This is a genomic window from Streptomyces sp. NPDC102467 (genome assembly GCF_044765445.1).
Classification (GTDB): domain Bacteria; phylum Actinomycetota; class Actinomycetes; order Streptomycetales; family Streptomycetaceae; genus Streptomyces.
Genome location: NZ_JBIWKA010000009.1, coordinates 249,585 through 267,173, shown reverse-complemented (window position 1 = coordinate 267,173; position 17,589 = coordinate 249,585). Strand labels below are relative to the sequence as shown.

Sequence of the window (17,589 nt, the reverse complement as noted above, 5' to 3'; positions counted from 1 at the left end):
GTCCGCCTCCGCGTCGGCGCCTAGATCGCCACCGCCACCTGTACTTCTGCCGGGCCGTTCACCGATTCGGGGTGGTGGGTGGGCGGCCCCCCGTTCGAACGCTTACGATCCTCTGCGTGTCCAAACTGACCGACGTGCCCAAACGGATCTTGATCGGGCGCGCACTGCGCAGCGACCGGCTGGGAGAAACACTCCTTCCGAAGCGCATCGCACTCCCCGTTTTCGCCTCCGACCCGCTGTCCTCCGTGGCGTACGCGCCGGGCGAGGTCCTGCTGGTCCTTTCCATCGCGGGAGTGTCGGCCTACCACTTCAGCCCCTGGATCGCGGTCGCGGTCGTCGTGCTGATGTTCACGGTCGTCGCCTCGTACCGGCAGAACGTGCACGCCTACCCGAGCGGCGGCGGCGACTACGAGGTGGCCACCACCAACCTCGGCCCGAAGGCCGGGCTCACCGTCGCCAGCGCCCTGCTCGTCGACTACGTCCTGACCGTCGCCGTCTCCATCGCCTCCGGCATCGAGAACCTCGGCTCGGCGATCCCCTTCGTGGTCGAGCACAAGGTGCTCTGCGCCTGCGCCGTCATCGTCCTGCTGACGGTGATGAACCTGCGCGGCGTCAAGGAGTCCGGGAAGCTCTTCGCGATCCCGACGTACGTCTTCGTGGCCGGCGTCTTCATCATGATCGCCTGGGGCGCCTTCCGCGGGATCGTCCTCGACGACACCATGAAGGCACCCACCTCCGACTTCCACATCAAGGCCGAGCACCAGGGGCTCGCGGGCTTCGCACTCGTCTTCCTGCTGCTGCGCGCCTTCTCCTCCGGCTGTGCGGCGCTCACCGGCGTCGAGGCGATCTCCAACGGTGTACCGGCGTTCCGCAAGCCCAAGTCGAAGAACGCGGCGTCCACGCTCGCGCTGATGGGCGCGCTCGCCGTGACCATGTTCTGCGGCATCATCGCGCTCGCCATGACGACCAAGGTGCGGATGGCCGAGCACCCGGCGACGGACCTCATCCACAACGGTGTGGCGGTCGGCGGCGGCTACGTCCAGAACCCGGTCATCTCCCAGGTCGCCGAGGCTGTCTTCGGCAAGGGCAGCTTCCTGTTCATCATCCTGGCGGCGGCCACGGCGCTGGTCCTCTTCCTCGCCGCCAACACGGCGTACAACGGCTTCCCGCTGCTCGGCTCGATCCTCGCGCAGGACCGCTACCTGCCGCGACAGCTGCACACCCGCGGCGACCGCCTCGCATTCTCCAACGGCATCGTGCTGCTCGCCGGCGCGGCCATGCTGCTGGTCGTCATCTACGGCGCCGACTCGACCCGCCTGATCCAGCTGTACATCGTCGGCGTGTTCGTGTCCTTCACACTCAGCCAGACCGGCATGGTCCGGCACTGGAACCGCCACCTGCGCTCCGAGCGGGACCCCGACAAGCGGCGCCACATGATCCGCTCCCGTGCGATCAACACCTTCGGCGCCTTCTTCACCGGGCTGGTCCTCGTGGTCGTCCTCGTCACGAAGTTCACGCACGGAGCCTGGGTCGCCCTGCTCGGCATGTGCATCTTCTACGCGACGATGACCGCGATCCGTAAGCACTACGACCGGGTCGCCGAGGAGATCGCCGCGCCGGAGACGCCGTCCGACGACAGCGTCCGCCCGTCCCGCGTGCACTCCATCGTGCTCGTCTCGAAGATCCATCGGCCCACGCTGCGCGCGCTCGCCTACGCCAAGCTGATGCGCACGGACACGCTCGAGGCGCTGAGCGTCAACGTCGACCCGGCCGAGACGAAGGCGCTGCGCGAGGAGTGGGAGCGGCGCAACATAGACGTACCGCTGAAGGTCCTCGACTCGCCCTACCGCGAGATCACCCGGCCGATCATCGAGTACGTGAAGAGCCTGCGCCGGGAGTCGCCGCGCGACGCGGTCAGCGTGATCATCCCCGAGTACGTGGTCGGCCACTGGTACGAGCACCTGCTGCACAACCAGAGCGCGCTCAGGTTGAAGGGGCGGCTGCTGTTCACCCCGGGGATCATGGTGACGTCCGTCCCCTACCAGCTGGAGTCCTCCGAGGCCGCCAAGAAGCGGGCCCGCAGGCGCTCCGAGTGGCACGCGCCGGGCACCGTCCGTCGCGGCCCGGTGGAGAAGCGCCCGAAGCAGCCGAGCAACAAGTAGCGGCCCTTTCGGAAGGTCGGCTCGTGGTGAGCGGCCGGGTGACAGCCACGTAGACTGGTGGGCTGTTGTCCGGCCGCTTTCGCTTTCCGGCCGTTTCCCCTTGAGGTACTGGAGCCCCCGCCATGCAGGCAGAAGAGAAGACGTCACTGGTGGGGGAGGAGTACGAGGTCGAGATCGGCCCCGTCGCGCACGGCGGCCACTGCATCGCGCGTACGGCCGAGGGCCAGGTCCTCTTCGTACGGCACACGCTGCCCGGCGAGCGGGTCGTGGCGCGGGTGACGGACGGCGACGAGGGCGACCGCTTCCTGCGTGCGGACGCCGTGAAGGTGCTTGACGCGTCCAAGGACCGTGTCGAGGCGCCCTGCCCCTACTCGGGCCCCGGCCGCTGCGGCGGCTGCGACTGGCAGCACGCGAAGCCGGGCGCGCAGCGCCGCCTGAAGGGCGAGGTCATCGCCGAACAGCTGCAGCGGCTCGCGGGCCTCACCCCGGAGCAGGCCGGCTGGGACGGCACCGTGATGCCGGCCGAGGGCGACAAGCTGCCGGCGGGCCAGGTGCCGCAGTGGCGTACCCGCGTCCAGTACGCGATCGACGCGGACGGCAACGCCGGACTGCGCCGCCACCGCTCGCACGAGGTCGAGCCCATCGAGCACTGCATGATCGCGGCCGAGGGCGTCTCCGAGCTGGGCATCGAGCAGCGGGACTGGTCGGGCATGGTGTCCGTCGACGCGATCGCGGCGACCGGGTCCCAGGACCGCATGGTGATCCTGGAGCCGAAGCCCGAGGCCCGGCTGCCCCTCGTCGAGCTGGACAAGCCGGTGTCCGTGATGCGGGTCGGCGAGAAGGACGGCGGGGTGCACCGCGTGCACGGCCGCGCCTTCGTGCGCGAGCGCGCCGACAGCCGTACGTACCGGGTCGGCAGCGGCGGCTTCTGGCAGGTCCACCCGCAGGCGGCGGAGACGCTGATGCTCGCGGTGATGCAGGGGCTCCTCCCGCGCAAGGGCGACACGGCCCTCGACCTGTACTGCGGCGTCGGCCTGTTCGCCGGTGCCCTCGCGGACCGCGTCGGCGAGAAGGGCGCGGTGCTCGGCATCGAGTCCGGCAAGCGCGCGGTCGAGGACGCCCGGCACAACCTCGCTGCCTTCGACCGGGTCCGCATCGAGCAGGGCAAGGTCGAGGCGACCCTGCCCCGCACCGGCATCACCGAGGCCGACCTCATCGTCCTGGACCCGCCGCGCGCGGGCGCCGGCAAGAAGACGGTCGCCCACCTCACGACGCTGGGCGCCCGCCGGATCGCCTACGTGGCGTGCGACCCGGCCGCGCTCGCCCGGGACATCGGGTACTTCAAGGAGGGCGGGTACCGGGTGCGGTCGCTGCGGGCGTTCGATCTGTTTCCGATGACGCATCATGTGGAGTGCGTGGCGATTTTGGAGCCCGAGTCAAAGGCGTCCTGACAGGTCGGCGGCGGTCCAGGCCATCGCGACGGCGCCGTCGAGGACGGCGCGGTCCGCGGCCGGTGTGACGCAGGCTGCGGTGAACTCGGGTTGGTGGTTGACCGCGGGCGCGCAGTCGAGGCCGAGCATGGGATGGATCGTGGGGACGGCGTGGGAGACGTTGCCCATGTCGGTGGCGGCTCCGGCGGCAGCGTCGGCGGAGAAGGTGCGGCCGACGGCTTCGGCGTTCGCGCGGTACAGAGCCAACATGGTGGGGTCGGGGCGCAGGTCGGCGTAGTCGGGGCCGACGGGGCTCGTGGTCAGGTCGCACCCGGTGGCCAGCGCCCCGGCTTCGAAGCAGCGCGCCACCCGGGTTTTGAGGGGTGCGAGTGCTTCCAGGGTGTCCGAGCGGACTATCCATCGGCCCCGGCTGGTGTCCGGGATGACGTTCGCCGCGCTGCCGGCTTCGGTGACGATGCCTTGGATGCGGTCCGTGCCGGCGGTCTGCTGGCGCAGTAGTCCGATGGCCACCTGGGCGACGGTCATGGCGTCGGCGGCGTTGACTCCGCGTTCGGGGTAGGCGCCCGCGTGCGCGGGCGTGCCGCGGTAGAGGACGTCGAACTGGGAGACCGCGGTCCCGGGCATGGCATCCGTCTCGGCGGCCGCGGGGTGCACCATCATGGCGGCATCCACTCCGACGAAGGCTCCGCGTTCGAGCATCAGGATCTTGCCGCCGCCACCTTCCTCGGCCGGTGTCCCGAGCACGGTGACCGTCAGTCCGAGGTCGTCGGCGAGTCCGGCGAGGCCGACTCCCGCGCCCACCGCGGCGGCGGCGATGATGTTGTGGCCGCAGGCGTGGCCGATCTCCGGCAGCGCGTCGTACTCCGCGCAGACGGCGATGTGCAGCGGCCCGGAGCCCACGGTGGCGCGGACCGCGGTGGACAGGCCGTAGCAGCCGTGCTCGACGTCGAAGCCGGCCGCGCTCAGGTGCTCGGCGACCCAGGTACTGGCGCGGACCTCTTCGAAGGCCAGTTCCGGATGGGCGTGGATGCGACGGGACAGGTCCACCAGTTCGCGCTCCGCGGTCCGGATCCGCTGCTGGACGACGGTCTTGGGGTTCATCGGCGTGGACCTCATGACACGGCTCCGGCGGCGATGTGGACGGAGGCCGGGCGGGTGGCGGCGTCGTAGGCGGCGCGCGCACCGGTGGCGCCCATGCCGCTGTCGCCGGCCGGCTCGTAGAGGCGTTCGGGGCCGCCGCCCTGCCACTGGTTGATCCAGACGACGCCCGCGGGCAGCCGGCCGGCCGCGGCCACATGGTCGGGGTCGCGGGTGTAGACGGTGGCCGCGAGACCGAAGCGGGACCGGGCGGCACGCTCGAGCCCGTCCTCGAAGGAGGAGACGACCACGACAGGGGCGAGCGGTCCGAAGGTCTCCTCGGTCATCACCAGCATCGACTCGTCGACGCCGGTCAACACGGTGGCCGGGTAGAAGAAACCCTTGCCGTCCGGTTCGACTCCTCCCGTACGGACCGTCGCGCCGCGCTCGACGGCATCGGCGACATGCCGGCGGACCGTGTCGCGTTGCCGCTCGTCGACCAGGGGGCCCATCATGACGCCCTCGTCGTGTCCGTCGCCGACGGTGTACGTCCCCGCCGCCTCCGCCAGGGCCTCGATGAACTCCTCGGCGATGTCCTGGTGCACGTATATGCGTTCCATGGACGTGCAGATCTGCCCGGTGTTGATGAAGGCGCCGAACGCCACTGCTGCCGCGGTCGCGCCGGGGTCGACGCCGGCGTCGACGACGACGGGGTCCTTGCCGCCGAGTTCGAGGACGGCGCGGTGCAGCAGCCTGCCCGTTCCCGCACCGACCTGCCGGCCGGCCTCGACGGACCCGGTGAAGTGCACGAGCTGAATGTCCGCGTGCTCGGCCAGCGGCGCTCCGGCACGCGCGTCGCCGAGGACGAGGTTGACCACGCCGGGCGCCAGGTCGAGCAGTTCGAAGAGCCGTACGGCCGACAACGGTGAGCGGTCGGAGGGTTTGACGACCACGGTGTTGCCGGCGGCCAGCAGCGGGCCGAGCGCGCCGAGCACCATCGCGACAGGGAAGTTCCACGGCGTGATCACCGCGGTGGCCCCCAGCGGATGCCGCAGGATCTTGGTGGCGCTGCCGTCGGGATGGCCGATGGTCTCCTCGAAGTCGTACGACAGCGCTTGCGCGGCGGAGGCCCTGAGACCGGCGACCGCCCCGTCGATGAACGTACGGCCGATACCGACCGGCTTGCCCATCTCCCGGCACTCCAGGCCGGCGAGTTCGTCCGCGTGCCCGGCGACGGTGTCGGCCCACGCCGAGATGTGCGCGACGCGTTCGCTCACGGGCAGCGCCGCCCACGCGGGTTGCGCCCGCACGGCCGCCGCCACGGCCCGGTCCACGTCGGCCGGACAGCCGCCGGGCAGGCGGGCGACGACCTCCTCGGTCGCCGGGTCGACGACGTCGAGCAGCGTGTCGTCGAAGGAGTCTCCCCAGACGCCGCCGGTCAGGTTCTGCAAGGTCTTCGCGGTCTTCAAGGTCTTCATCGGGAATCTCTTTCGTACGACGGGTATCTGCGCCGGCTGGGTCAGGCGATGCGGTCGGCCATGAGTTCCCCCGCCATGATCGTGGCCAGGTTGGTGTTGGCCCGGGGCACGGACGGGAAGACCGAGGCGTCGACCACGTGCAGGCCCTCGACGCCCAGGACGCGGCACTCGCTGTCCACGACGGTGCCGGGGTCGTCCGCCGGGCCCATGCGGCAGGTGCTGGTGCCGTGTTGCGCGTCCACGACCGTGGTCAGCAGGTAGTCGTCGAGGCCGCTGTCGCTGTCCAGGACGGAGAACAGCGCCGCGTTCTCCTCATCGAGCGACCCTTCCGTGATCGCCGCGGTCTCGGGGCGGCGCGCCAGGTCGACGAGCGCCCGTATGCCGTGGCGCATGCGAGAGAGGTCCCGCTCGTCGGACAGCATCCGCTGTCGCACCAGCGGCTGGTCGAAGGGGTCGGTGGACGCCAGCGTCAGGACGCCCCGGGAGTGGTTCTGGTTCAGCCAGACGCCGAACGCCCCGGAAGCGGTGGTCGTCGCGGCGGTGGCCATCGCCAGCACGTTCTGGTTGAGCGAGACGAACATCAGGTCGTCGACGGGGGCGTTGTCGCCGCTGGTCCACCGGACACAGACATTGGTGTGCCGGTCGTGCGGCGTCCTGACCGCCGCCGACTCCCGCAACGGGATCGACACCAGCGCCATCGGGTGGTCCTGCATGCCCCGGCCCACCGGCAGGTCGTGGCGTACGTCGATGCCGAGCGCGCGCAGGTGCGACGCGGGTCCGATGCCCGAGCGCATGAGGACGGCGGGGGAGTGGATGACACCGGCGCTGAGCACGACCGTGCCCGCGTGCTCGGTCAGCACCTGTCCGCCGACGCGCAGCCGCACCCCCACCGCCCGGTCACCGGCGAACACCACCTTCTCCACCAGGGCGTCACCCCGTACCGTCAGCGTGCTCAACTCCCGGGCCTGCTCCAGGTACGCGTCGTTGACCGTGACCCGGCGGCCGCCCCGCGAGTTGATCGGATAGGGCGAAACCCCTTGCGCAGACGGGGCGTTGACATCCTCGGCCCAGCCGTACCCCGCCGCGAGGGCGGAGCGGGACAGGGCGGTGTCGACCCCGCCCCACGCGTCCTGCGGCGTCCGGTGGATCGGTGTCGGCCCACCGCGGCCGTGGTACGGCTCGTCACCGAACTGCTCGTCGTCCTCCAGCTTCGCGAAGTACGGCAGGACATCCGCCGGCGACCAGCCCGTGCACCCGGCCCCGCTCCAGTCCTCGAAGTCCGCCATGGGAGGCCGGATCGCGATCTGACCGTTGATCGACGAGCTGCCGCCGACACCCCTGCCGCGCCAGTACGGAGCCTGCGTCTGCGCGTCGGTGCGGGAGGAATTCAGGCCCGCCCACAGCAGCCCCTCGGTCGCGGCGGGGTCCATCAGCGCGACCGCCGGATTGGGTGAGCGCCACGCCTCGTGCATCTGCGCCGAACGGTAGTCGGGGCCGGCCTCCACGAGGAGTACGCGCTTGCCCTTCTCCGCGGAGCGCACCGCGAGCGCGGCTCCCGCGGACCCCGCCCCCACCACAATGACGTCCCAGCTCGTGCTCGTCATGTCTCTTCTCCCGGGTAGGGCGATCTGACGTGGCCTAGGTATCGGGCCGCAGAGCTAGTAATATCGACCCCATAGAGAGTTCAGTCAAGACTGAACGTTCATCTTCTACTGACTTCTGGGAGTTCCGTGTCCGAGGCGGCCGAGCACGGCACAGACGACGCGTCCGACGCGCAGGGTGCGCTTGTCGAGGAGTTCGGCACCCACGTCGGCCGGGCCATGGGCTGGCCGCGCATGGCGGGCCGCGCCGGGGGACTGCTGATGATGAGCGACAGGCCGCTGACCCTCGCCGAGCTCCAGGAGGCTCTGGACGCCAGCAAGGGATCGGTCTCCGAGACGACCCGGCTGCTCATCGCCAATGGCACCGTGGAGCGCTACAAGGAGGCGGGAGCGCGCCACTTCGTCTACCGGTGGCGCGACGACGCCTGGGTCGGCTGCCTGCGCCACCTCGTGGCCGCGACCACCGAACTGCGCGAACTCGCGGCGCACGCACAGGAGCGCAGCTCCGGCATGTCCGAGGAACAGCGGGGGCGGCTGCGCGACATGCTCTCCTACTACCGCTTCATGGTGGGGCACCTTGAGTCGATGCTGGTGGAATACACCGCGGCCTGGACGGGGGGCAAGGAGCAGGCATGACGGCGGGTCGGCGTACGCAGACGGCATGACGCAGAAGGCGTGCCGCACAGCGCTTCGCCGACCGGGGCGTCACGGCGTCCGGTACTCCTGTTCCGGACGCCCCGTCGTCCCGTAGCGCAGGCTCATCCGTAGGAGGTCTGTGGAGACCAGTGAGGCGAGATAGCGCTGAGCCGTGGCGCGGGAGACGCCGATGAGTTCGCCGACCTGTCCCGCGGAGAGCGGGGTCGGGGAGTCGCGCACGGCTGTCAGTACCGCGTCGCCGGTCACGGTGCGGGCTGTGGGTCTGCGCGCGGGACGACGGATGGCCGGCTCCCGTAGCGCGCCGTACGCGTTCTCTACGGTGCTCTGGTCCAGGGACTCCGCGTCCGTCAGCTGCCGGAACCGGGCGTAACCCCGCAGCTTCTCCGCCAGCAGCGCCGGTGGGAACGGTTTGACCAGGTAGGCGAGCGCACCCGCCGAGAGCGCGCGGCGCACCACCGGGCCCTCGGCCGCCGCGCTGAGGACGAAGGCGTCGCAGTCCAGGCGGTGCAGCAGGTCGATGCCGGAACCGTCGGGCAGGTAGATGTCGACGAGGGCCAGGTCGACAGGCCGGGCGGCGATTGCCTCCAGTGCTGTCGCCGCGGTGTGCGTCGTGGCGGCCACCGTGAAGCCCGGGACTCCTTCCACCAGCGAGGCGTGGATACCGGCGACGCGGAAGTCGTCGTCGACCACGAGGACCGAGAGGGGCGGTCGGCCGGGGACGCTCACTTGCTTGCCTCCATGGCGTCGTGGAGGCGGGCCACGAACACCGCGCCGCCCGAGACTGGTTCGGTGCCGGTGCCGGTGCCGGTGCCGGTGCCGGTGCCGGTGCCGGGCTGCTGGATCTCGGGGGCGGGAGTCGGTGGTCCGCCGCGTTCCGCGAGGTACACGTCGCCGCCTCCGGTGCGGGCGATCTGGCGGGCCAGGGCGAGGCCGATGCCGCGGCCGCCCACGACCGAGGCGTGGTTCTTCGTCGACACCCCTTCGCGGAACACCTCGTCCGCCGCCCGGTCGGCCGGGACACCGTCGCCGGTGTCGGCGACGGTGATGAGCAGCGTGGTGTCCTCCGTCATGAGTTCCACTTCGACGAACGCCTCGGCGCGCTGCCCGTGCCGGGCGGCTTCGATCGCGTTGTCGACGAGATTGCCGAAGACAGTGGTGACGTCGACGGGCGCGGCGAGCGTGCCGTCGACCCAGGTGGCGCCCCCGATGACCAGAGTGACGCCGCTCTCCCGAGCCTGCGCGGCCTTCGCCGACAGGAAGGCACGCAGGTACGAGTCGTGCACCGCGTCGATGCCCGGTAGCGCTTCGCCGAGGCGGCCCGCGCCGAGGATCGAGTCGATGTAGTCGGTGGTCTCGGTGAGGTGCCCGGCGTGGGCGAGCGCGGAGACGACGTGCAGCCGGTTGGCGAACTCATGGCGCTGCGCGCGCAGCGCCGAACTCATGGCCTGCACCGCGTCGAGCTGGCGCGTCAGGGACTCCACATCGGTGCGGTCCTTGACGGTGAGCAGTGTGCCGAGATCGCGGCCGTCGCGGTGCACCGTGCGGGACGAGATCACCAGCACACGCTCGCCGACGGCCGCCATGACCGGAGCATGTGAGGGGCTGCGCAGCACGTCCTCCACCCGGGGTGTCAGCCCGAGCTCCCCGAGATCCCGGCCGGGAGCGGCGTCGGGCACGAGCAGTCGGCGCGCCTCGTCGTTGACGACCGTCACCTTGCCCTCCGTGTCCAGCGCGAGGACGCCTTCGCCGATGCCGTGCAGGACCGCCTCCTGCTCCTGGACGAGGCCGGCCAGTTCCTCCGGTTCGAGCCCGAGGGTCAGGCGCTTCCACCGCCTGGCCAGGAGCGCGGACGCGGCGACGCCGAGCAGCAGGGCGAGCACGAGCCAGCCGAGGCCCCCGAGCAGGACACGGAGGAACTGGGCCCGCACGGCGGACGCGGCGAGCCCCGCGTTCGCCTCGCCGACGACCTCGGTGGCCGAGCCGGGCGCGTACACGGGGACCTTCGCGACGACCTCGTCGCCGAGGTGGGCGCGGTGCCGTGCGAGCACTTCGTGGCCGGCGAGCGCGCCGGACGGGTCGGTGCTCACCTTCTTGCCCAGCTGCGAGCGCTCCGGGTGGGCCAGCCTGATGCCCTGGTCGTCCGTCACGACGACGAACAGGGAGCCGGTTCTGGCCCGCGCCGCCTCGGCCACGGTCTGCGCCGGCCCGTCGGCGAGCGTCGCGCGCGCGGTGTGGGCGGCGCCGCTTCCCGGGCGGGCGTTGGCCGCGGAGAACTCGGCGGCGGCGCGCCGCACGGACGGCTCCGAGGCGACCGTGCGGGCCACCGCGAGCGCGCGCAGCTGGTACTCCCGGTCGAGCCGGTGCTCATTCCAGTACGCGAAGGCGGCGAACGCCGTGGCGAGGGTGACCGCGACCACCGCGCACTGCAGAAGCAGCACCTGGGTACGCAGCCGAACCCGTAGCCGTCCTCGTCGGGACGGCTGCCGGGTGGACCGCCCCCGACCTGGCGGTTCGACGATTCTCACCCGCCGACCGTAACCCCGGATCGGGCCGTGCACAGAATGCGCAGAACGCGCAGATCAGGGGTTTCACGGGTTACGCGCACAACCTGGAGGCGCCCGGCGCCCGGCCGATACGTTCCCGCCGGAACACGTACGAGCCGCAGACCAGGAGTTCTTCAATGACGACAGCACTCACCGCCGCCCGCCCGGATCCGGTCCTCCGCGGCCGGTCGGGAGCCCGACCGTGACGGGCCACACGTGGACGCTGCTGATCATCCTGGCGGCGGCCATCGGCGCGCTGATCACGCTGATCAACTCCCGGCTCCGGTTCCACCCCTTCATCGCCCTGATGACCGTCTCGGTCGGTGTCGCCCTGGCGGCGGGGCAGCCGGTCGAGAAGATCGCGGAGTCCCTCGAATCGGGCGCCGGCGGCATCCTCGGCGACGTCGGCATCACCCTCGCGTTCGGCGCGATGCTGGGGCGGCTGCTGTCCGCGTCGGGTGCCACGGACCGGATCGCCCGGATGATCGTCGACCGCGCGAGCCCCCGCTCGCTGCCCTGGTACGTGACGGGCGCGGCCTTCGTCATCGGCATCCCGATGTTCTTCGAGATCGGCCTGATCGTCCTGCTGCCACTGATCTTCAGCGTGGCCCAGCGCCTGGAACGTACGCACAAGATCAAGTCCCCGTACGTGTATCTGGCGGCGCCCGCGATCGGTGCCCTGTCCACCCTGCACGGCATGGTGGCCCCGCACCCGGGACCGCTCGTCGCGGTGGAGGGCCTGCACGCGAATCTCGGCATGAGCATCGCCGTGGGCCTGGTCTGCGCGATCCCGACGATCATCATCGCGGGCCCGGTGTACGGCCGCTGGATCGCCCCGCGCCTCGACGTGCGCCCCGACCCCGAGCTGATCGCCAAGTTCACCGGGAACGGCGACGCGGCGCAGGAGCCCGGAGCGCGCGAAGAACCCCGCGCGAACAAGGTCCGCACCGGCTGGGCCCTCGCCGCCGTACTGGTCCCCGTGGCCCTGATGCTGCTGCGCACCGTCGCGGAGCTGGTCCTCGACGAGTCCAGTCGGGTGCGGCACGTCATGGCGTTCATAGGCGAGCCGGTGATCGCCATGCTCGCGGGCTTCCTCTTCGCGCTCTTCGCCCTCGGCTACCGCAGTGGCCTCTCCGCCGATTCGATCCGCTCCTCGCTCACGGACAGCCTGAAAGCCGTCGCGGGCATCCTGTTGATCATCGCGGGCGGCGGGGCGTTCAACCAGGTCCTGGAGGACTCCGGCATCGGGCAGGCCGTCGAGTCCGCGGCATCCGGCATGCACCTCAACGTGATCGTGCTGGGCTGGCTGCTAGCCCTGCTCCTGTCCTTCTCCACCGGCTCCGCCACGGTGGGCATCGTCGCCGCGACGGGCATCCTCGCCCCGCTCGCGCAGGACGGCGGCAGTCTGCACACCTCGCTGCTCGTGGTGGCCATCGGCGCCGGTTCGATCGGCCTCAACTACGTGAACCACGCGGGGTTCTGGCTGGTCAAGGAGTCCTTCGGCATGACACTCGGCCAGGCCACGAAGTCGCACACCACGATCCAGACCATCGTGAGCGTCTGCGGTCTGCTGATGGCGCTGCTCCTTTCGATATTCGCCTGACATCGCCTGACATCGCCCGACCGTACGCGGCGTCGGAATGCGCCGGTCCCCGAAGGGCGGGAGAGTGAGGAACGTCGTCCATCGGGGGCCGGAACCGAAGGAGCGCACGGATCGTGGCCAAGGGAAAGAAGCTCAGCAAGGGTGACCAGGTTTCCTGGAGCAGTCACGGACAGACTGTTCCGGGGAAAGTGAAGAAGAAGATCACGGGACGCGACGAGGTGGCGGGACGCACCGTCGACGCCTCGAAGGACGAACCGCAGTACGAGGTCGAAAGCGACAAGTCCGGCCGCAATGCCGTTCATAAGCCGGAGTCCTTGCGCAAAAAGAACACCGGCTCATGAGCGAGAAGAGCGCGAAGAGCGCGAAGAGCGACGACGCCGGCCGGCAGGACACCATCGATGAGTTCGGCGAGGCCGTCAACATGACGCCCGTCGCCCTCAAGAAGTGGCTGGCCACGGACGACTCCAAGAGCGTGGGCCAGTCGGACGGCAACGGTGAGAGCGTGGGGCACGCGTCCGGACGCCGCATCATCGACCTCCTGGACAAGAACAAGACCGACCTCACCGATGACGATGTCGCGCACATGCGCAAGGTGGTCGGTTATGTGCACCGGCACCTCAAGCAGCGGCCCTCCGGTGATGTCACGGATACGCGCTGGCGGTACTCCCTCATGAATTGGGGCCACGACCCGAGCAAGTGATCGGGCCCGGTCGTGCATTTGCGGAAGACGTACGATGCGGTGCCGGCTGACCCGGGCGGTTCGTCGGAATGCGCCGGTCCCTGAACAGCCGGACAGTGAAGAAGAACGTCCATCGGGGGCCGGAACCCAAGGAGCGTGCGGATCGTGGCGGCGGAACCCGGCTCCGGCGCGCCCGAGCAGCAAGCTCTCTTCGGGTGGGCGGACGCCGTGCCGCAGACCGAGCCGGCCGCGCCCCAGCCGTTCCGCGACAGCCCCCAGGCACGGCGGATGCTCGACGTACGCGAGGTGTACGCGGAGCGCGCCGCGCTCGACTCTCCGCGTGGTCAGCAGATCATGGCCCGGCTGCCGGGCGTGCGCGTGACCGAGGTCGGCAGTCACTGGAACATCCCCGCCCTGCACGGCAACGACGGCAACATCGCCCGATGGGTCCGCATCAAGACCGAGATCCTCGTCCTCGGGGTCAAGCACACCCTTGCCACGCGACCCAACGGCCGGTCGGCCGACTGGATCGCCCCGGGGCCCTCCAACGGATGCGCGATGGCCTGCGCCTACTGCTATGTGCCGCGCCGCAAGGGCTTCGCCAACCCCATCACGCTGTTCACCAATATCGAGGCGATCGTCGCTCACGTACGGCGTCACGTACGGGCCCAGGGGCCGAAGACGGAACCCAATCAGTGCGATCCGCAGGCGTGGGTCTACGACATCGGCGAGAACGGTGACTGTTCCGTCGACGCCCTGGTCTGCGACAACACGGCGGATCTCGTCGCCGCGTTCCGGGGGCTGCCGACCGCCAAGGCTTCGTTCGCGACCAAGTTCGTCAATCCCGACCTGCTCGCACTCGACCCGCAGGGGCGGACCCGCGTGCGCTTCTCCCTCATGCCGCCCGACGATGCGCGCTTGCTGGACATCCGTACCAGCCCGGTCGACGAGCGGATCGCCGCGGCCGCCGACTTTCTCGACGCCGGGTACGAGGTGCACTTCAATCTCTCGCCGGTCGTGCTGCGCCCGGGATGGCAGCGCGACTGGGCCGACCTGCTCACCCACCTCGACGATGTCCTGCCCGCCCGGGTGAAGGAGCAGGCGGCGGCCGAGGTCATCATGCTGACCCACAACCAAGCGCTCCACGAGGTCAACCTGGGCTGGCACCCCCGCGCCGAGGACGTGCTGTGGCAGCCGGCCGCCCAGGAGGTCAAGCGCTCCCAGAACGGGGCCCTGAACGTGCGCTACGACCAGGACACCAAACGGCACGCCCTGCACCGGATCCAGGAGCTGCTCGCCGCGCACGCGCCGTGGCTGCGCGTCAGGTACGCCTTTTGACATACGCCATGTGCCGAGTGAATCCCGCCTGCCCGAACCGGTCAGGAACGGAGAAGCCCCGGCGGCCCCGCCCGATCTAGCGTCAAGGGCATGGACCTCACGAGCACGGACCTCACCGGCACGGACCTCACCATTCACTGGACCTTCCTTCCGCACGACGACCCGGAGGCCTCGCTCGCCTTCTACCGGGACGCCCTCGGTTTCGAGGTGCGCAATGACGTCGGGTACGACGGGATGCGCTGGCTCACCGTCGGGCCGGTCGGGCAGCCCGGTACGTCCATCGTGCTGGAGCCGCCGGCCATGGACCCCGGGATCACCGAGGACGAGCGGCGCACGGTCGTCGAGATGATGGCCAAGGGCAGCTATGCCCGGATCACTCTGGGCACCAGCGACCTCGACGCCACCTTCGAGCGCGTGCTGGCCAGTGGGGCCGATGTCGTCCAGGAGCCGATCAAGCAGCCGTACGGCGTCCGCGACTGTGCCTTCCGGGACCCCGCGGGCAACCTGATCCGCTTCAACGAGCTGCCCTGAACCAGCCCACCGGAGATACTGCAGCTCGCAGCCGGTAGCCCGACATATGGAGACTCGGAGAACTGATGACCAAGGCCAGGAAGACCGATGAACCGTCGCCCGGGCAGCATGTGGCCGACAGCCATGACCTGATCCGCGTGTACGGCGCGCGGGAGAACAATCTCAAGGACGTGAGCGTCGAGCTTCCCAAGCGGCGTCTCACGGTGTTCACCGGTGTCTCCGGTTCCGGCAAGAGCTCCCTCGTGTTCAACACGATCGCCGCGGAGTCGCAGCGGCTGATCAACGAGACGTACAGCGCGTTCGTGCAGGGCTTCATGCCGACGCTCGCGCGGCCCGAGGTCGATGTGCTCGACGGGCTGACGACCGTGATCACCGTGGATCAGCAGCGGCTCGGCGCCGATCCTCGGTCCACGGTCGGTACGGCGACCGACGCGTACGCGATGCTGCGGATCCTCTTCAGCCGGCTCGGCAAGCCGCACATCGGCTCGCCCAAGGCGTTCTCCTTCAACGTCGCCTCGATCAGCGGCGCCGGCGCGGTGACCGTCAAGCGCGGCGGGCAGGACGTGAAGGAGCGGCGCAGCTTCAGCATCACCGGCGGCATGTGTCCGCGCTGCGAGGGCCGCGGCTCGGTCACCGACATCGACCTGACCGCCCTGTACGACGACAGCAAGTCGCTGGAGGAGGGCGCGCTCACGATCCCCGGCTACAGCATGGACGGCTGGTACGGCCGGATCTTCACCGGCTGCGGCTTCTTCCCGCCGGACAAGCCGATCGCCAAGTTCACCAAGAGACAGCTGCACGACCTGCTGTACAAGGAGCCGACCAAGATCAAGGTCGACGGCATCAACCTGACGTACGAGGGGCTGATCCCGAAGATCCAGAAGTCGATGCTGTCCAAGGACGTCGACTCGCTGCAACCGCACATCCAGGCCTTCGTGGAGCGTGCCGTCACCTTCACCGTCTGCCCGGACTGTGAGGGCACGCGGCTCAATGAGGGAGCCCGGTCGTCGAAGATCAAGAAGATCAACATCGCCGAGGCCTGTGCGATGGAGATCCGGGATCTGGCCGCATGGGCCCGGGAGTTGAAGGAACCTTCCGTGGCGCCGCTCCTCGAGACGCTGCGGCAGACCCTGGAGTCGTTCGTGGAGATCGGCCTCGGCTATCTCTCGCTCGATCGGCCGTCCGGCACCCTGTCGGGCGGTGAGGCGCAGCGCGTCAAGATGATCCGCCACCTCGGGTCGTCGCTCACCGACACGACGTACGTCTTCGACGAGCCGACCACCGGCCTGCACCCGCACGACATCCAGCGGATGAACGAGCTGCTGCTGAGGCTGCGGGACAAGGGCAACACCGTGCTCGTCGTCGAGCACAAGCCCGAGATGATCGCGATCGCCGACCATGTCGTGGACCTCGGCCCCGGGGCCGGTTCGGGCGGCGGCAGTGTCTGTTTCGAGGGCACGGTCGAGGGGCTGCGAGCCGCCGACACCGTCACCGGGCGGCACTTCGACGACCGGGCCGTCGTGAAGGCAGACGTGCGAAAGCCCAGCGGCGCGCTGGAGATCCGTGGCGCCGCGACGCACAACCTCCGGGACGTCGACGTCGACATTCCGCTCGGGGTGCTGACCGTCGTGACCGGTGTCGCCGGGTCCGGCAAGAGCTCCCTGGTGCACGGGTCGATCCCGGCCGGGGAGGGCGTCGTCTCGGTCGACCAGGGGGCGATCCGCGGCTCGCGGCGCAGCAACCCGGCGACGTACACCGGACTGCTCGACCCGATCCGCAAGGCGTTCGCCAAGGCTAACGGGGTGAAGCCCGCACTGTTCAGCGCCAACTCCGAGGGCGCCTGCCCCACTTGTAAAGGCGTGGGCGTCGTCTACACCGATCTCGCGATGATGGCCGGCGTCTCCACGACCTGCGAGGAGTGCGACGGGAAGCGGTTCGACGCCTCCGTCCTCGACTACCACCTCGGCGGCCGCGACATCAGCGAGGTGCTCGCCATGTCGGTGGCGGAGGCCGGGGAATTCTTCGGCGCGGGCGACGCGCGTACGCCCGCCGCGCACAAGATCCTTGAGCGCCTCGACGACGTCGGGCTCGGCTATCTCACCCTCGGCCAGCCGCTCACCACCCTCTCCGGTGGCGAGCGGCAGCGCCTCAAGCTGGCCACGCACATGGGCGAGAAGGGCGGCATCTACGTACTCGACGAGCCGACCGCCGGCCTGCACCTCGCCGATGTCGAGCAGTTGCTCGGTCTGCTGGACCGGCTCGTCGACGCCGGCAAGTCGGTCATCGTGGTCGAGCACCATCAGGCCGTCATGGCGCACGCCGACTGGATCATCGACCTCGGTCCCGGCGCGGGCCACGACGGCGGCACGGTCGTCTTCGAGGGCACCCCTGCCGAGCTCGTCGCCCAGCGCAAGACCCTCACCGGTGAGCACCTGGCGGAGTACGTCGGCGCCCCGTAACTCAGCCCGT

At 70.1% G+C, this 17,589-nt stretch carries 14 protein-coding genes; 9 read left to right on the top strand and 5 right to left on the bottom strand.

The window, feature by feature from the left end:
* Positions 1–116 precede the first annotated feature (116 nt).
* Both ACIREE_RS20730 and ACIREE_RS20725 read left to right on the top strand, forming a co-directional pair.
* Entirely contained in the window at positions 117–2,162 is a 2,046-nt protein-coding gene (locus ACIREE_RS20730; RefSeq protein ID WP_404153916.1) for an APC family permease, read from the top strand.
* Between the two features lie 122 nt (positions 2,163–2,284).
* Positions 2,285–3,613: a class I SAM-dependent RNA methyltransferase gene (locus ACIREE_RS20725; RefSeq protein ID WP_404153913.1), complete on the top strand. Its 1,329-nt coding sequence runs from the start codon at positions 2,285–2,287 to the stop codon at positions 3,611–3,613.
* Here the strand turns inward: ACIREE_RS20725 and ACIREE_RS20720 are convergent.
* The 3 genes from ACIREE_RS20720 to ACIREE_RS20710 are packed head-to-tail and all read right to left on the bottom strand — an operon-like array spanning position 3,599 to position 7,772.
* A complete protein-coding gene (locus ACIREE_RS20720; RefSeq protein WP_404153910.1) occupies positions 3,599–4,729 on the bottom strand; it encodes a M20 family metallopeptidase in 1,131 nt (376 codons plus the stop codon). The genes ACIREE_RS20725 and ACIREE_RS20720 overlap by 15 nt on opposite strands.
* A complete protein-coding gene (locus ACIREE_RS20715) occupies positions 4,726–6,168 on the bottom strand; it encodes an aldehyde dehydrogenase family protein (protein ID WP_404153908.1) in 1,443 nt (480 codons plus the stop codon). Before ACIREE_RS20715 ends, ACIREE_RS20720 begins: the two co-directional genes overlap by 4 nt.
* A 41-nt stretch (positions 6,169–6,209) precedes the next feature.
* Positions 6,210–7,772: a GMC family oxidoreductase gene (locus ACIREE_RS20710; protein WP_404153905.1), complete on the bottom strand. Its 1,563-nt coding sequence runs from the start codon at positions 7,770–7,772 to the stop codon at positions 6,210–6,212.
* A 126-nt stretch (positions 7,773–7,898) separates the two neighbouring features.
* On the opposite strand from ACIREE_RS20710, the gene ACIREE_RS20705 reads away from it, so the two are divergent.
* Positions 7,899–8,405 carry a GbsR/MarR family transcriptional regulator gene (locus tag ACIREE_RS20705; protein WP_404153903.1) on the top strand — a complete coding sequence of 169 codons (507 nt, stop codon included), beginning with the start codon at positions 7,899–7,901 and terminating at the stop codon, positions 8,403–8,405.
* 69 nt (positions 8,406–8,474) lie between these two features.
* On the opposite strand, the gene ACIREE_RS20700 is transcribed toward ACIREE_RS20705, so the two are convergent.
* Together ACIREE_RS20700 and ACIREE_RS20695 are read right to left on the bottom strand one after the other, a co-directional pair.
* Entirely contained in the window at positions 8,475–9,152 is a 678-nt protein-coding gene (locus ACIREE_RS20700) for a response regulator (RefSeq protein WP_404153900.1), read from the bottom strand.
* On the bottom strand, positions 9,149–10,864 hold the full coding sequence (locus ACIREE_RS20695; RefSeq protein WP_404153897.1) for an ATP-binding protein: 1,716 nt from the start codon (positions 10,862–10,864) through the stop codon (positions 9,149–9,151). Before ACIREE_RS20695 ends, ACIREE_RS20700 begins: the two co-directional genes overlap by 4 nt.
* Before the next feature lie 307 nt (positions 10,865–11,171).
* On the opposite strand from ACIREE_RS20695, the gene ACIREE_RS20690 reads away from it, so the two are divergent.
* The 6 genes from ACIREE_RS20690 (at position 11,172) to ACIREE_RS20665 (ending at position 17,579) form a co-directional block, all read left to right on the top strand.
* Positions 11,172–12,572: a GntP family permease gene (locus ACIREE_RS20690; RefSeq protein ID WP_404153894.1), complete on the top strand. Its 1,401-nt coding sequence runs from the start codon at positions 11,172–11,174 to the stop codon at positions 12,570–12,572.
* A 113-nt stretch (positions 12,573–12,685) separates the two neighbouring features.
* Complete coding sequence (locus tag ACIREE_RS20685) at positions 12,686–12,913, top strand: DUF2945 domain-containing protein (protein WP_404153891.1); 228 nt, start codon at positions 12,686–12,688, stop codon at positions 12,911–12,913.
* On the top strand, positions 12,910–13,272 hold the full coding sequence (locus ACIREE_RS20680; RefSeq protein ID WP_404153888.1) for a DUF3140 domain-containing protein: 363 nt from the start codon (positions 12,910–12,912) through the stop codon (positions 13,270–13,272). The genes ACIREE_RS20685 and ACIREE_RS20680 overlap by 4 nt, the downstream gene beginning before the upstream one ends.
* A 144-nt stretch (positions 13,273–13,416) precedes the next feature.
* Complete coding sequence (locus ACIREE_RS20675; protein ID WP_404153885.1) at positions 13,417–14,589, top strand: spore photoproduct lyase family protein; 1,173 nt, start codon at positions 13,417–13,419, stop codon at positions 14,587–14,589.
* A gap of 90 nt (positions 14,590–14,679) precedes the next feature.
* Positions 14,680–15,120 (top strand): VOC family protein, encoded by a 441-nt coding sequence (locus ACIREE_RS20670; RefSeq protein WP_404153882.1) that lies wholly within the window; start codon positions 14,680–14,682, stop codon positions 15,118–15,120.
* Between the two features lie 65 nt (positions 15,121–15,185).
* A complete protein-coding gene (locus tag ACIREE_RS20665) occupies positions 15,186–17,579 on the top strand; it encodes an ATP-binding cassette domain-containing protein (protein ID WP_404153879.1) in 2,394 nt (797 codons plus the stop codon).
* Positions 17,580–17,589: the final 10 nt, after the last annotated feature.